The following is a 15,811-nucleotide window of genomic DNA, read 5'->3' on the forward strand; positions in this document are numbered from 1 at the left end:
ATGAAGCTCAATGATCCCTCGCTGTTCCGTCAGGCATGCCCCATCGCCGATCGCTGGATCGAAGCGGAAGGCGGCAAGGCGGCGACGGTCCGCAATCCAGCGACAGGCGAGCCGCTGGGGGTGGTCCCTGACCTCGGTGCGGCGGAAACGGAGGACGCCATCCGCGCCGCCGTGATTGCCCAGAAGCTTTGGGCGAAGAAGACCGCCGGGGAGCGCGCCGCCGTTCTGAAGTCATGGCACCGCCTGATGATCGAAAACCGCGACGACCTGGCGATGATCCTGACGCTGGAGCAGGGAAAGCCGCTCGCCGAGGCCAAGGGGGAGATCACCTATGGTGCGAGCTTCATCGAATGGTTCGCCGAAGAGGCAAGACGCATCAACGGCGAGACCATCCCGGGACATCAGGCCGACAAAAGGATCCTCGTCCTGCGCCAGCCGGCAGGCGTGGTGGCGGCGATCACGCCGTGGAACTTTCCGAACGCCATGATCACCCGCAAGATTGGCCCCGCGCTTGCCGCCGGCTGTGCCGTCGTCCTCAAGCCGGCGCTGCAGACGCCATTCTCCGCCATTGCGATCGCCGTTCTCGGTGAGCGTGCCGGCCTGCCGCCGGGGCTTCTCAACATCGTCACTGGTGACGCAGCGGCAATTGGCGGGGCGCTCACGGCAAGCCGTGACGTTCGGGTCCTGACATTCACGGGCTCCACCCGGACGGGCGAGCTGCTTTACCGGCAATGCGCGCCGACGATCAAAAAGCTCGGTCTCGAACTCGGCGGCAATGCGCCCTTCATCGTGTTCGACGATGCCGATCTCGACGCTGCCGTCGAAGGCGCGCTCATCGCCAAGTTCCGCAACAACGGCCAGACCTGCGTCTGCGCCAATCGCCTTTATGTCCAGGACGGCGTCTATGAGGCATTTGCCGCCAAGCTCGCCGCGGCGGTTTCGGGCTTGAAGGTCGGCAATGGTCTCGACCGTGACGTCGTGCTTGGCCCGCTGATCGACGACAATGCCGTCGCCAAGGTCGAAAGCCATATCCGCGACGCCGTTTCAAAGGGCGCCGGGATCGTTTCAGGGGGCAAGCGCCATGCGCTTGGCGGTCATTTCTTCGAGCCGACGATCCTGCGCGATGTTGCTGCCGGCATGCAGGTCGCGCGCGAGGAAACCTTCGGGCCGCTTGCACCGCTTTTTCGTTTCCGCGACGAAGAGGACGTCATCGAACAGGCAAACGACACCGAGTTCGGACTTGCTTCGTATTTTTACGCCCGCGATCTGTCGCGGGTATTTCGCGTCGCCGAAGCGCTCGAATATGGGATGGTCGGCGTCAATACCGGTCTCGTCTCGACGGCTGAGGCTCCGTTCGGCGGTGTGAAGATGTCGGGCCTCGGACGCGAAGGGTCGAGGCATGGATTGGACGAATATACCGAGCTTAAATATGTATGCCTGGGTGGCATTGCCTGAACTTGGTCGATGCTTGCGGTTTGCCGCAAAGAAAGACGAGAACGCATCAGCAAACGGTTTTTCCGATGCGTTCTGTTAGTCCTCAAAGCTCGGGGGTGAAATTCAAACCCCTAAAGTGCCGAGTTTGCTTCCGTTTCGGCGAGGCGATGGGCGATGCGGTCGGCATTGGCCATGATCGTCATCGTGACGTATTTCGAAGACAGATCCGGAAGGATCGAACCGTCGACGATGTGGAGACCGGAATGGAGATTCAATTCGCCGTCTGAAGAGGTACCGAACGGACCGGACGCGCCCATAGGCAAGGTGCCGGCAAAATGGGCGTCGATGCCGGGTTCCGCCAGCGACGTGCCCGGGAGCTGAATGAGACCCAGCCGTTTCCATTCCCGGCGGAGCGTCTTTTTCAAGGCCTCGGCGCGGATGTCGAAACCTTCCGCGAAGCCGCCGCGGACGGTCAGACCCTTTCCTGCCGTTTCGTCCCGACGGATGTAGCTTCGGCTTTGATTGCCGGGATAATAGATCGTCGCGACGAGGAGACTGCTCCCGATAAGCTCGAACGCCGCGCGGCCGGCTTTTCGACCGAGCGGCATCCTGTTGATGAAGCTCTGCGCCGGCAGCGTACCAACTTCATAGATCGCTCCCGTCACGTAATCGGATGCGCCGCTGCCGTAGCGCAGAGATAATCCGAGCTGCGCGAGGCTGTGCGTCGCCGTCGGCGAACGCAACATTCTTGCGGGAGAGAGCAGGGGAATGGCCAGCGTGGGACTGTTCAGAAGACGCAGTCCCTGCTCGTCAATCGGCAGGAGGTCCGACAGCAGGGCGGCCGTTCCAAGGACTCCTGCGGCCAGAATGATCCTCGGTGCGGAGAATGACGATCCGTCTGCCGTTCTGACCGTCCAGCCCGAGCTGCGTGTCAACGAGACGGCCCGCATGTTGTCGAGCAAACGAAAATGTGGAGACTTTCGCAACAGAAGCAGATCCTGCCTGCTGTTATAGATCGCGCCGGTCGGGCAGCCATAGAGACAGTCGCCGCGCAGATCGCATGCCGCCCGCCCGGACCTCGCCTGCGAAAGTATGGCATTGACGGCGGGAAAAAGCCGGAACGATCCATCTGCCGGCTTTGCGGCCTGGTGCCGATGGAGAACATTGGCTGCTGTCGCTCCAAGTGGCAGGACGGGCTCACTGTCAGCGCCTGTCGTAGAATCCGCATTCCTGCTGATGCCGATGCGCTTGGCGACATGCTCGTAGGATCTCTGCAAGGAGGCGATGTCGATCGGCCAAGCCGCGATATCCTCGGCATCGAGATAGCTGATTTGCGCTCCCCAGATGTTGGAGAGACCGCCGCGGGCAAGGCTGCCGACTGGGAAGAAGCCGTTGCCGGTTATGCCGGATTGGTCTCGAAAAGGTTCGAGAATTCCTCGTGCAACGGGGGTCTGCAATTTCGGCGAACTTCCGTCGTCCGTTCGCAGCGATTCCAGATTGCTTCCGAGGACGCGGACGCTGCGGCTTTCCTCCTGCGATCCGGCATCATCCCCGCCGTCGAGCATCAGAACGCGGCGTCCGGCCGCGATCAGGGGAAACGCCGCGGAGACACCGGCAGGTCCACTGCCGATGATGATGAAGTCGGCGTCCGGCCCATTCATCGATATCTCCCCGCTAAAAGCGCGCGGAGCGGAAAGAGCAAGACATCGCTGGAAATCGCCAGTATCGCGCCGAAAAATCCGGGCTCTTTGCCCGGGCGCCTTTCCGGTTCGCTCGCGAGGTCGGCCAAATAAAGGGCCTGCGCGAGGCGATGCCGTGTTCGATTGGCCGGCGGTTCAAAGAGGGCCAGCAAACCAGGATGCCTGACCATTGCCGGGGAAAGGCCGAGCGGCGACAATCCCTCATGCCGCAGCCCTTCGCAGAGTCGCTGCAGCGGTATTTCGGAGGGCGCGATGCCCAGATATCGCAGCAGGGCCTGTGCCTCACGTCGCGATTGCTCCTCGTTTGTCTGCCCGAATTCTCCGGCAAGCGTGGTCGCCGGGTCAGAGAGGTTCAACTTCAGGACCTTGAGGCTCTCGCTGCTCTCCATCGGTGCGGCGCCTGCAAGCCCGAGGACACGTTCCGGATCGACCGTGGGAACCAACGGGAGAATCTTCGTCATGCGGCAGGCGAGGAGTGCGGCGGTCAGGGGAACCGGTATGAAATGGAGGTTGCCCTTACCCTGGGTACGGCGGAGAATTCTGAGCCAGGCCGCAAAGCTTATGGGTTTTTCCTGCGCCAGCACAAAGGTCTGCAGCGGCTGGTCCTCTCCGGTCGCGAGCGCCAGCAGGCCTGCGGCGACTTCGTCGAGATGAATGGGCTGAACTTTTCGGCTGAGCCCTATCATCGGCAGGATTGGACTGAGCGCCGCCAATTTCGCCATCAGGCCGTACATCGCTGTGCGCGGGCCGCCATAAACGAGCCCTATTCGCGCAATTCTGACGATCGGTGCTGCCTTGCTGGCAGCCAAATGCTCTTCGATCCTGAACTTGGTCCGGCCGTAGACATTGAGCGCTTCTCTTCTGGACGAGGTGGACGAGGCAAAAACGAAGCGCGGCACTCCGGCTGCCTTTGCCGCTTCCGCCAGCTTCAGGGTGCCTGATATATTGACGTTTTCTTCTTCGGCCGCCTCCGGCGAAGTAGCCCAGGAATGCGCGAGATGGACGAGCCCAACCGCTCCCTCCAGATCGGATGCTGCAGGTTCATCGCCAATGCGCCACGCCGCGCCGGGCCGCCGGCCCAGTTCAACCACGTCGAAGCCGCGCTCACGCGCCCTCGCGACAAGTCTTGCACCGATATAGCCGGTCGATCCGGTGATAATGAGACGTGGTGCCATTCACACTCTCTACTGTGCAAAAGCGATGCGCGCGCCGCTCCAGTCAAAACGAAACTCGATTTCCTTCAGCTGCGACAGCGCTTGCCGCACCTTTTCCTGACGATCTCTAGGGCAATAGAGAACGAGGAAGCCGCCTCCGCCTGCACCCGCAAGCTTGCCACCGATTGCGCCGGCAGCACGTGCTGCCTCATAAAACTCGTCGATCGCACTGTTGGTAATCTTCGATGTCAGCGATCGTTTCATCATCCATCCGCGATGCAGGGCTTCGCCGAACGCACCGAGATCTCCACCCATCAGGATGTCACGCATTTCGTAACTCAGCTGCACCATGCGCTCGACGGTCCGGAATTTTTCCTCGTCGGCCTCCATGGCTTGCACCTGCGTCGACAGCACCGAGCGCGTATCGCGCTGGCTTCCTGTGAAAAACAACAGGATGTTGCTCTCGAGTTCCGCCATCTTTTCGGAGCTGAGAACGACGGGCTGGACGTTCACGCTGCCGTTGGAATTGAATTCGATGAAGTTCAATCCGCCATGTGCGGCCGCATATTGATCCTGTTTGCCGATCGGCTCCTTCAGGATGTCGATTTCGAGCTTGCAGGCTTCTTCCGCCAGCTGATCCTTGGAGGCAAAGCGCGACCTGTGGGCGTAGAGCGCATTGATCAGCGCCACGGAAAAGGAACTGGATGATCCCAAGCCGGTTCCCGAAGGAATGTCGGCGACCGAAGCAACTTCGATGCCAGGCTCGAGCTGATGCATCCGCAGGGCCTCGCGCAGCAGCGGATGCGCGATCTCCTCAAGCGTGTCGGCGAGCTCTGTGCGTGTATATTTGAGATGATACTTCTTTTCGTTGAAATAGCTATGCACGATAACGAAGCTGTACTTGGCGATCGCGCAGGACAATACCGCGCCCGCCTGACGGCGGTAGTAGGACGCTATATCAGAGCCGCCTCCGGCGAAGCTGACCCGAAAAGGTGCGGATGAAACGATCAAAGGATTGCCTCCTCAAGATTGATGACGATATCGGCCGATGCCCGCTGCAGATCGATCTTCGGCCACTCGTCCTGAATTCGCGATGCCCAGAGCCTGTCGGTCGCTGCTGCCGTGAGGCCTTTCCAGGCGTAAAAATTGTGAAAGCGGCTGAGCAAGGTCTGTTGTGACGCTTCGACAAACACCGCCATATCGACATCTTCGCGGATCGACCTGTGTCCGGCAAAGATGCCGTCCAGCAGAATGACCTCGGCGTCACGCGCATCATAGGTGGTCGTACCCTTGCGCTGACCACGGCTTGCCGCTTCGTAACCGGGCGCCTCGACCTGTCCGGATCGGCGCAGCGTGCTGACGATCTCAGGATAGACTTCGACCCTGTTGCGTTCTTCCGCAGCCATATCAGGACGGCGATACTCGAGCGGCAGTATCCAGCGATCGAGCTCCAGCCTTAGCACCCGGCGTCCTGATTCCGAGAGCATACGCTCGACCGCATGCGCAAACGTGCTTTTCCCGGAGCGGGAACGGCCGCAGATACTGACGAGCAGTGGACCTGCTTTACGTGGAAGACGTTGATGAATGGCTCCGGACAGCCCTTGCCCGATATCTTGATAACCGCATTGAAAACGAACGGCGTCATAGACCGTGTCGAAGACAAGATCGGCACGGGGAATATCTGTTTCCTCAGCAGGATAGCTCTTTTCATCCCGCAGGCCGTAACCCGTTCGGACCCCATAGGCCCAGATGCCTGCCTTGCGGGCCGCACCTATGTCGCGCAGGCTGTCTCCGATGATGACGGATTTCGATTTTTCGACCGGCAACTCCGTCATTGCCTGGCGGATCATCAGGTCGCCTGGTTTGCGGCATGCACAATTGATCTTGAGTTCCGGGATCTCATTTGGAAATCCTTTGTCCGGATGGTGCGGACAAAAATAGATACGGTCCAGGACGCCGCCATCTTCGGCAAGCTCGGCCTCCAGGCGACCAAGAACATGATCCAGGCCGGATTCGTCGAGCAGGCCTTTGGCGACCTGCGGCCTGTTGGTGACGGCAACCGTCAGGAAGCCGGCCTCGCGGGCGAGCCGCACCGCTTTGCCGGCTCGGCCGATCAGCTTCACCTGGTCGGGATGTATAATGCCGTGGCCGCCGACATCTTCGTTGAGCACGCCATCGCAATCGAAAAATACCGCGGGTCTTCTGACTGAGAGATGGACCGCATGAACGCGGTCCTGCCGAAGGTCCTCCTCCGCGGCAGCATGGCGGTTCGGCGAGCCGGTATCCCTGATGTATTCCGGCGTGTCGTAAATCGCGATCGGAATGGAACGCTCGAGGAGATCGGGAATAACGTCGTGAATCATGTCGGCCGTATGGCCCGGCACCAGCGCCTCAAAAAACTGGTCTGAGGCTACGTACAAACCGGCCGGCACCAGATTGCGCCAATCCGCATCCCGGGGCGTTTTGCGGGGCAACAGGCGTTGGAGATAACCGCTCTTCTGGACGACGAGATCGGATGTGCGGGGATGATCGTTGGGATGAGCGATGATGGTCAGAGCGGCTGGAAATTGATGACGATGACGCGCCAGTGCCGCCAGATCGATGTCAAAAAGCATGTCGCCGTAGACGATCAGTACGTCGCCGGCTGTCGAATCCAAAGTCGTCAAGCAGCCTGCCGTGCCGAGCGGAGACGTCTCGACGAAGACCTCGATCTTGATGCCGAGTTTTTCAGCTTCCGGATCAAGAGCAGGCTCCAGCTGGCTGCCAAGGTGACCACCAAGCACGCGCACATGTTGAACACCTTCGCGGGCCAGCACACGAATCTGCCTGAGAATGATCGGGACACCGCCGAGCGGCAAAAGAGCCTTCGGAATGGCATCGCCTGTCATGCTGCGAGCACGCGTTCCAAGGCCACCGGCAATAATGATCGCCTGGCGGATCGTGCCTTCAGAACCCATTCGCCAGGATCCGTTCGACGGCAAGTTCAACGGCCTCTGTCGATTTTCGCTTCGGGGACCAGCCTAGCGTTACGAGCCGGCTTATATCGTAGCTGAAGCGCGGCACATCGCCCAGCCAGCCGCGATCCTCGTTGCCATATTCGATAGCGGCTCCGGCTGCCACCTTCGAGACCACGATCTCGGCGATATCCCGAACGGACGTTTCACCGATGCCGCTGGCATGAAATACTTCATAGGCGCCGGGTGCCTTGTCCCATGCGAGGAGAATCGCATCCACCAGGTCGCCGACATAGAGATATGGCTTTGTCTGCATTCCGTTGCCGAGCACCTGGAGTCTCGTCGGATCAGCCTTCAACCTGTTGATGAAGTCGTAGATCGCTCCATGCGTCGAGCGCTCCCCAACGACATTCGGAAAACGCAGCACGAGTGTCTTGATGCCGAATGACAGCGCATAGACGGACAGATAGGCTTCGGCGGCAAGCTTGCTGGCGCCATAGAATGAGATCGGCCGCAAAGGACCATGATTTTCATGAATATTGCCTTCGGCTTCGCCGAACACGGCGGAAGTGCTGGCGAAGAAAAGCCTGTCAATTCCATGCTTGCGCATGATGGCAAGCAGCGTCGTGGTCGTCAGCTGATTGAGTTGCAGGTCCAGTTCCGCATTGGCATTGCCTGCGGCGATATCGGAATTGGCGGCGAGATGAAAAACAGCGTCGGGGCGGTCCGCCGCAATGAGCTGATCCATGCCTTCCCGATCGAGCATATCCAGCTCCTGGAAGCGAAAATCTGATCGGTCCAGCAGATGGTCTATGTTCCGCATGCGGCCAAGATGAAGATTGTCGATCGCGGTGACCCGATAACCCTTTTCCAGAAGGCGATCGCAGAGATGGCTGCCGATAAATCCGGCCCCTCCTGTTACCAAGGCATGCATGTCGGCAGCTCCATATGATCTGTTAAGGCTCATCAGAGCGCTTTGATCTTTCCCGAATGAGGACGCGAAAGGACGAATACACCACCGACTAACCCGACCACAAGCTGCAGCAGGCCGAAAACCACCGATAGCGTTGCCGCGTCGGTCGTGCCTATGCCGAACACGGCAAGCGAAATGATCATACCGCCCTCCCGGAGTCCCCATCCTCCGACGGAAATGGGAACCATCGCGATCAAGAGCACCGGCGGGAAAGCGGCTGCGGCCTGACCCCAATCGAGCGGGAGGCCAAGGCCGAGAACGAGGATCTCAAGCGAGACGACGCTCAACCCGTGAATGGCGAGGGTCAATAGAAAGACGCCGACCATTCTTTGGTGGGTGATCAAAGCCCGCAACGCGTCGGTCAACGCGCGCAGCTTTGCCGGAAAGAACCGGACGAATAAGTGGCGGCGCCAACTGAACACCAGGGCTGATGCGATAGATCCCGCAACGCCAAGCGCCGTGAGTTCCGTCAGATAGGGGATGGGAAAGTCGTGCCCGTAAACAGTGCGCAGGATGATCAATCCGATCAGCGCAACGACCGCCAGTCCGAAAAGAGTGAGGATGCGGTCCATGACGACGCCCAGCGTGGCTTCTCCGATCGTCAGGCCATATTTGACGGCACCGAATATGCGAGCGGCATCGCCTGGAATGGGACTTGGAAGAGCCTGATTGTAAAACAGGCTTTGCATGAAGAGTTTCATGGCGCCTGAGATCTTCAGCCTTTGCCCTATCATGTCCGATAGAAGGCACCACCGCCACGCCGAAAGCAGGGCCTGCAAGAACAGAAGAAGGATGCTGACCGAAATGGTCGTCGCCGACAGGGTCTGGATCGCAGCCCACCCTTCCGAAAAATCTACCTTGCGCGCGATCCATATCACGAGGCCAAGCGCGACGGCCACTTTCAGAACCGGTATGCCGATGCGAAGCAACGCTGGGGAGGACGCAGTGGTCACGGTGTCCGATCCGCGTCAAAACGGTAGAGCTTCCAGCCGAACCGATCCGTCAATATCACCGAAGAGCGGGACATCATGTGCGCTACGACGCGGTTGGCCATCACCATTTTGTCTTCTCCAAGGCGCTCGGCGAGGAACGCGCTCCCGGCGTCGGCGGGGACGATGAAGTAGCCTATATGATTGTCCCTGATGAAAGCATCGATATCCGACCCCGGTAGAGGCAGCACGTAGCGCGGCAATTGCCAGCCGCCGTCGCGGCCGCCATTGTAAGCCGCGGACAATAATGTGTTTGCAGTATCGAAAGGTTGAAAAACGGTTCGCAGGTCGTGCTCCGCGATATAGCGGTACATGAAATAAGCTTGGCGGTGGCTTTCCATATATTTGTCGACGCTTATCATCCCAAGCACGACGTCGAGTTCTTTCGCCTTGACGGGATCCATGTCGCCGCCGCCCACTTGATGCCAGTGGGAAAACCACAGGCCCCCGGCCAGCAAGCTGATGACCACTGGGCTGGCGACCATGCATGCTGGCGACGAGACAATTTTCGCAAGCGGAGCTATCTGCGGCAGGACTCGCCGGTCGAGCCATTTATCGAGCCGTTCGCGAACCAGGGAGGCGCCGATAAACCCGGTCGAAAAGAAAAGCAGATAGGCGGGCGTCGCCCACCGTATGTGATTGAACATAACGATGTACCATATCACAAACATGGCAGCGACAATCGCTGCCAGAAATGCGATGCGCCGAAAAGCCACTGCCAGACCGGCCAATATCAAGGCAAGAGCGACGAAGCTATTCGGTTTGCGAGCGAGGAACCACTCGTAAAGAATATAGAGGAAGTCGTGCCAACCTTGCAGAGTTGCGAGGTTCGTCACGAAATGTCGGTTGGCGGGATCGAAAGCCCGGCCCAATTCGAGCGTGTAATCCGCCATCCAAGCGTCGGTGAGGCCTGGATGGCCGAATAGAAAGGGATAGATCGGATTGCCGAAAACGATCAGGTTTTTCGCATACCAGTAGCCCGCGACGGCGAGAAATGCGCAGAGGCATGACAGAAAGAGCGGCAATGATACCCTTCCCTTGAGAAGCGTCGGCATCAATGCCAGCCCTATGATGCCAACCACTTGCAGTTCCGTATATTTTCCTCCGACCGCTCCCCCTAAGACGAGCGCACAATGAAAAAGCTCCGCCGGGCGCCGGGTTTCCAAATAGCGCCACAGAAAAAGCACGGCTGCGACTGAGAAACACGACCGGGCCAGATCCGTCATCGGTTCGCCGACACTCCCCCTGAAGAAGGGGATGCTGACGATCAGAGCGGCCACCAGGAAAAAACCGCATGCCCGCCAACGACTGGCGCAGCTTGAAAGCAGGAACAGAAATCCGAAGAAAATTGCGATATTCATCGTCGCCGCGCCGGTCCATTGACCGCTGACCATCATGACGAGCGCAAACAGCAGATTGAAGAAGAGTGGAATATTGCCGTAGAAGGGATGGTCGATCTGCGGCGACACAAAGCCGGCGTGCTCGATGATACTGTTTGCGAGCGGGACGTGGAACACCCACACGTCGGCAATGCCCGGCGGAAATTGGGCCAGAACGCTCCACACATAGCAAAGTACGATGCATGTGAGTGCCGCAAGCACCGGAAACGGGTTTCCGATTTTCGCATTAGCGGCGATTTTTCGAAACAGTGAACCCAGGTCGCAAAGAACGGCGACAAGATCGCGCCGCCGCCAGATCATCGAGACAGCCACGATAGGAAGAACGATTTCCCATCGTAATCCGTGAACTGCGCCAACGACGGTAGCCGCACCGCCTGATATCGCCAGAGCCGGCAAAATGCCGCTGAACAAAAAGTCGATGCCGTCTCGAAAGGGCCGATCGCAACGTCGGTTGAGCCAAGCAACGAGGCCCCTGTCCATCACGAGGCCCCATAATATTATGGAGAGAACCGTGCACCAGCCTACGATCATTATCGCCCTTTCGTGGCTCTTATCCCTCGAGAGGCGGCGCAGGCTTCTTGACGGGCAGCATGACCCCAAGCGCCCGGATCATGAGCCCTGAAATAAAGATCTGGAACGCTGTCGTGATAAGCCAGAGCCCGAAGACGGCCCAGTTCGTTTCGACGCCAATCTCAGGCAGCAAGTACCCATTCCCGACATAGGAATCGAAGAGCGGAAACGCCAACAAAACGCCTGCAAGTACGGCCATGACCGTTCCCCAGATCGTTGCGTTATAAGGCAGAAGCCGCTCGAAACGAGGCTGCACGCGTCCCGAATAGTCGAAGATAACCCGACCGATCGCGGCCGAAACCAGCATTGATTGACCAAGCACGGCCAGGGCCATGGCAAAAAGCATGGCGTTGGACGAGAACCGCACACCGGCAATAGACATAGGTCCAGCAAGCAGCGGCAGCATGATGATCAAGCCGAGGGCCAGAAGCAGGAAGCCCGGCCAGATGAGAAAGAAATCAAACCCGTAGACAAACATCGCCTGAAGATTACGCCAGCCAGCGCGCCACGGCTCCATCCAACCCCGCCGCTTCATGTGGCTGAGCCGTCCATCCGGATCTTTTAGGAAGTGGATCGGCACTTCGGTGGTCGGAAGCTCCATATGCACGGACTTCAGCACCATTTCCGATGCATATTCCCATCCTTGCGACCGAAGATCCATGCGCAGCAATGCATCGACACTGATGCCCCGCATGCCGCAATGGATGTCGGAAAAGCGGCTGGCGAACATCCGATTGAGAATCCACGTCGTCAGTGGCGTCCCGAAATAGCGATGCAGGGCCGGCATCGCATTGTCTTCGATCGAGCCCTTGAACCGCGAGCCCATCACGAAGTCGGAGCCGTTCCGGAAGGCCTCGATAAACGGCGCAATCTGCCGAAAATCATAGGTGCAGTCCGCGTCGCCCATGATGATGAACTTGCCACGGACGAATGGGATAGCATCGATGTAAGCCCTGCCCAAACCGCGCTTCGGTGTCCGCAACACGCGGGCGCCCCTGTCGCGCGCGATTTCGGGTGTGCGATCGGTCGAACTGTCGACGATGAGGATCTCCACGGCCGCACCGCTTGCCGCGATACCCTCGCGGCACCAGTCGACGAAGGTTCCGATCGTCAATTCCTCGTTAAGAGACGGGACGAGGATGGTCACTTCAGGATCGGTGACATCATCGTCGGGGATAAGGAGCGTCAATTCCGGATCGTGAATGCTGGGGAAATTCATGCGCGTATAACGGCTCGTTAGGAAAGAGTGGGCGGGACAAGCCCGCAGGAGAAATCCAATACGGCATGGCAAATCGCCAGATGCGCGATCTCCACATAGCCATATTGATCGGAGGCCACATAAAAGTTCAGGTCACCCAGATCACGCAGCGGATTGCCCGGCGCGAAGCCGCTCAAAGTCATGATGGCGCAGCCTTTTTCCCGGGCCGTGCGGACGGCCTTGGTAATGCTTTCCGATCTCCCCGAACTGCTGATTGCCACCAGCAGGTCACCTTCGTTCGCATGCATGCCGATCTGCGTCGAGAACACATTCTCATATCCGAGATCGTTCGAGAGGCATGTCAGCGTCGCGCCGTCGTTCATCGCCATGGCGCGCAGCCCGCCGTTTTTGGAATAGTCCGTCGCCATGTGGCTGGCGATTGCAGCGCTGCCGCCGTTGCCAATGAACATGATCTTCCGTCCCGCATCGTGCGTGGCGCGAGCCAGTTGCATGGACTCTGTCACCGCTGCTGCATAGTCCAGGCTCTCACCGGCTGCCCGCGTAGCGGTTGCATTCACAAGAACATGGCGGAGAAATGTGAAGTAGCGATCCAGGTCGCCGGCTGTTACGCCAAGCCCCGAAGATCTGTTGTCGTTCTGTGACATGCTCGTTCAGTCCCTACGCCTTGGAAATTGGGGCGTCCTTAAAGATTAAATGGGGCAAAGGCAAGTTGCCCGCCCCCTCTTTTGAGGGTTGTCGCCGAGTGTCACGGCTTTGCAACTAAAGGTGTCACGCCAGGCAGTTGAATTCACCGCCTCTGCCCGACCCTCAGGACGCTGATTGATATAGCCAACCGACAAGCGCTTTCAGCGCTCGCGCCGGTGATGCCATGTAGGGTGAAAGAGGAGTTCGCAGCCGCTTCCGGCAAGGTTTTTAACTGTCAGGTCCCGATCGCTGCGATCATGCCGATCTCGACAGTAAATTCCGGTCCGGCGAGCCTTGCTTCGACCGTGGCGCGCGCCGGCGCATGGCCCGCGGGCACCCAGGCGTCCCACACGGTATTCATGTCTTCGAAGCTGGAGATATCGGCAAGCCAGATCGTCGCACTGAGGATCCGTGTCGGATTGTTGCCCGCGCCTTCCAGAAGCCGCGTGATCCGCGCCAGGATGTTCTGTCCGCGCACGGACGCGCCCGGTGCGTCGATTGCCACCTGGCAGCGAGAAAGACGAAGCCGCCACAGGTCACGGCCTGGCTCATCCGTTTTCCCGGTTTCGTAGCGTTCGATCTGCATGCTCAACCCCGAATTAGTCCCTATGCGCAATCTTCTGGCGTTCGGCGCGTCGCTGCAGCCATTGGATCGTGGCGAGGAACAGCGTCGAAAACAGGATGAGGAGCGTGGCGACGGCGGCGATCGTTGGGCTCAACGTTTCACGCACGCCGCTCCACATCTGGCGCGGCAGCGTGCGTTCTTCGGAACCGGCGATGAAGAGTGCAATCACCACTTCGTCGAATGATGTCACGAAGGCAAAGAGCGCGCCGGACGCCACCCCCGGGGCGATGACTGGCAGCATGATGCGCAACGTCGCTTCGACCGGGGCTGCGCCGAGACTGGATGCCGCCCGCATCAGATTGTGATCGAAGCTTGCGAGCGTGGCGGTCACGGTGATCACCACGAAAGGGGCGCCTATCGCCGTATGCGCCAGCACCAGCCCGGTCAGGCTGTTGAGCAGCCCAACGGCGGCAAAGGCATAATAGATGCCGACTGCAGAAACAATGACCGGCACGATCATCGGCGAAATCAGAATTGCGGTCAGCGTTGCCCGCGCTGGGCAGGAGGGCCGGCTGAGGCCGATCGCAGCAAGCGTGCCGAGAAACGTCGACAGAAGCGTGGCGAAGACGGCGACGATGATGCTGTTCTTGAGCGCCAGCTGCCAGACGTTGGAATCGAAGAATTCGCGATACCACCGCAGCGACAGGCCGGGCATGGGATAAGTGAAGAACGGCTCGGCATTGAAGGAGAGTGGCACGATCGCCACGATCGGTGCGATCAGGAACAGGATCACCAGGCCGCCAGCCAGGCACAAGAGGATCGAAAACAACCGCGGGAAAGAAAGGAAGTTCGTCATCAACCTATCCTCAGCCGGTCGATGCCGACAATGCGATTGTAGACGGCATAGAGGATCAACACCGCCACCAGCAGGATCGTGCTCAAAGCCGCCGCCATGCCCCAGTTCGTGACCTGATTTGAGTAATAAGCGATGAAATAGCTCACCATCTGGTCTCCCGGCCCGCCGACCAGGGCCGGGGTGATGTAGTAGCCAAGCGCCAGAATGAAGACGAGCAGCCCGCCGGCGCTGACACCAGGCATGCTCATCGGCAGGTATATGCGGAAGAAGGCCGACATCGGCGGCGCGCCAAGCGACGAGGCGGCACGCAGATAGACCGGAGGTATGCTCTTCATGACGCTGTAGATCGGCAGCACCATAAAGGGCAGGAGAATATGAGTCATGGCGATCAGCACGCCGACGCGATTGTAGATCAGGTCGAGGGGATGCGCTGGGTCGATCAGGCCCAACCAAACGAGCGCCGAGTTGATCACGCCGCGCCCCTGCAGCAAGACGACCCAGGCGCTGGTGCGGACCAGAAGCGAGGTCCAGAACGGCAGGAGCACCAGGATCATCAGCGTATTGGCGACCGCCCCTTTCGATCGGGCGATCAGGGCGGCGAGGGGATAGCCGAGAAACAGGCAGATCACGGTCACTGAAGCGCTAACGACGAATGTGCGGATCAGGACATCGACATGCACCGCATTCTCCGCCGAGACCCTGCCGATGGCGCCCGAAGCACCGCGCTCCAGGTCGAGCGAGGCGAGCAGGTAATAATCGGTGAAGGGCGGCGACGCATTCTTGATGAGCGTCCAGTAGTGCGGCGTCTCCCATTTGGGATCGATGGCGACGAAGGCAGTCTTATAGGGCGGCTCCGCGTTGCGGATCGTACGAGCGGTTTTCAGCAGCATCGAGCGCATGCCGGTCTCGTAATAGTTGAGACGCTTGGCCACTTCGGCAATCTGGTCGCGCGGCGATTGTTTCAGATCGGTGGCAAAGGCAGCAAACAGCGTTTCGTCGGGCGCAGACTGCTCATCCCAGGCTGATAGAGCCGACATCGTGTAGGGCAGGGCGGCGGAAGCCGCCCTGTTGTCGACGGCGCGTGTCAATAACAGGGCAATGGGCAGGACGAAGACGAGCAGCAGGAAGATCAACAGAGGCGCGATCAGCAGCAGCGCCCTCAACTGCGCCTTGCTTTTCGCACTGCCGAGCCTTTTCACCCGCGTGCGAGCGGCAATCCTTGCCTCATCGCCATCATTCATTGTCGCGATCACCATCGCTCATGCCTTCCTGAGGGAGAGAAAGGGGCGGACGAGGCCAGGGGGACACCCGCC

Annotated in this window: 12 protein-coding genes and 1 pseudogene; 1 reads left to right on the plus strand and 12 read right to left on the minus strand. The window is 59.4% G+C overall.

Going from position 1 to position 15,811, the window contains the following annotated elements; all coding sequences use genetic code 11:
• On the plus strand, positions 1-1,455 hold the full coding sequence (locus tag HFO99_RS12215) for an NAD-dependent succinate-semialdehyde dehydrogenase (RefSeq protein WP_222334580.1): 1,455 nt from the start codon (positions 1-3) through the stop codon (positions 1,453-1,455).
• A 110-nt stretch (positions 1,456-1,565) separates the two neighbouring features.
• Here HFO99_RS12215 and HFO99_RS12220 read toward each other — a convergent pair whose 3' ends face one another.
• The 12 genes and pseudogenes from HFO99_RS12220 to HFO99_RS12275 all read right to left on the minus strand — a co-directional run bounded on the left by HFO99_RS12220 (position 1,566) and on the right by HFO99_RS12275 (position 15,754).
• On the minus strand, positions 1,566-3,095 hold the full coding sequence (locus HFO99_RS12220; protein WP_222361446.1) for an FAD-dependent oxidoreductase: 1,530 nt from the start codon (positions 3,093-3,095) through the stop codon (positions 1,566-1,568).
• Positions 3,092-4,309: an NAD-dependent epimerase/dehydratase family protein gene (locus HFO99_RS12225; RefSeq protein WP_222361448.1), complete on the minus strand. Its 1,218-nt coding sequence runs from the start codon at positions 4,307-4,309 to the stop codon at positions 3,092-3,094. The genes HFO99_RS12220 and HFO99_RS12225 overlap by 4 nt, the downstream gene beginning before the upstream one ends.
• A 9-nt stretch (positions 4,310-4,318) precedes the next feature.
• Positions 4,319-5,299, minus strand: a complete 981-nt coding sequence (locus HFO99_RS12230) for a GHMP kinase (RefSeq protein ID WP_222334583.1) — start codon at positions 5,297-5,299, stop codon at positions 4,319-4,321.
• On the minus strand, positions 5,296-7,245 hold the full coding sequence (locus HFO99_RS12235; RefSeq protein WP_222361450.1) for an HAD-IIIA family hydrolase: 1,950 nt from the start codon (positions 7,243-7,245) through the stop codon (positions 5,296-5,298). The genes HFO99_RS12230 and HFO99_RS12235 overlap by 4 nt, the downstream gene beginning before the upstream one ends.
• The gene (locus tag HFO99_RS12240; RefSeq protein ID WP_222334585.1) at positions 7,235-8,176 is read right to left on the minus strand and encodes an SDR family NAD(P)-dependent oxidoreductase; all 942 of its coding nucleotides are present in this window, start codon (positions 8,174-8,176) and stop codon (positions 7,235-7,237) included. Before HFO99_RS12240 ends, HFO99_RS12235 begins: the two co-directional genes overlap by 11 nt.
• 32 nt (positions 8,177-8,208) lie before the next feature.
• A complete protein-coding gene (locus HFO99_RS12245; RefSeq protein ID WP_222361452.1) occupies positions 8,209-9,168 on the minus strand; it encodes a lysylphosphatidylglycerol synthase transmembrane domain-containing protein in 960 nt (319 codons plus the stop codon).
• Positions 9,165-11,135 carry a hypothetical protein gene (locus HFO99_RS12250; protein WP_222361454.1) on the minus strand — a complete coding sequence of 657 codons (1,971 nt, stop codon included), beginning with the start codon at positions 11,133-11,135 and terminating at the stop codon, positions 9,165-9,167. Before HFO99_RS12250 ends, HFO99_RS12245 begins: the two co-directional genes overlap by 4 nt.
• A gap of 19 nt (positions 11,136-11,154) precedes the next feature.
• Entirely contained in the window at positions 11,155-12,393 is a 1,239-nt protein-coding gene (locus tag HFO99_RS12255) for a glycosyltransferase family 2 protein (protein WP_222361456.1), read from the minus strand.
• Between the two features lie 17 nt (positions 12,394-12,410).
• A complete protein-coding gene (locus HFO99_RS12260) occupies positions 12,411-13,037 on the minus strand; it encodes an SIS domain-containing protein (protein ID WP_024322586.1) in 627 nt (208 codons plus the stop codon).
• A 275-nt stretch (positions 13,038-13,312) separates the two neighbouring features.
• Positions 13,313-13,663, minus strand: a pseudogene (locus HFO99_RS12265) (RidA family protein).
• Positions 13,664-13,676: 13 nt separating this feature from the next.
• Complete coding sequence (locus HFO99_RS12270) at positions 13,677-14,498, minus strand: ABC transporter permease (RefSeq protein WP_222361458.1); 822 nt, start codon at positions 14,496-14,498, stop codon at positions 13,677-13,679.
• The gene (locus HFO99_RS12275; protein ID WP_222361460.1) at positions 14,498-15,754 is read right to left on the minus strand and encodes an ABC transporter permease; all 1,257 of its coding nucleotides are present in this window, start codon (positions 15,752-15,754) and stop codon (positions 14,498-14,500) included. The genes HFO99_RS12270 and HFO99_RS12275 overlap by 1 nt, the downstream gene beginning before the upstream one ends.
• Positions 15,755-15,811: the final 57 nt, after the last annotated feature.

The organism is Rhizobium leguminosarum (assembly GCF_019798305.1).
GTDB lineage: Bacteria > Pseudomonadota > Alphaproteobacteria > Rhizobiales > Rhizobiaceae > Rhizobium > Rhizobium leguminosarum_U.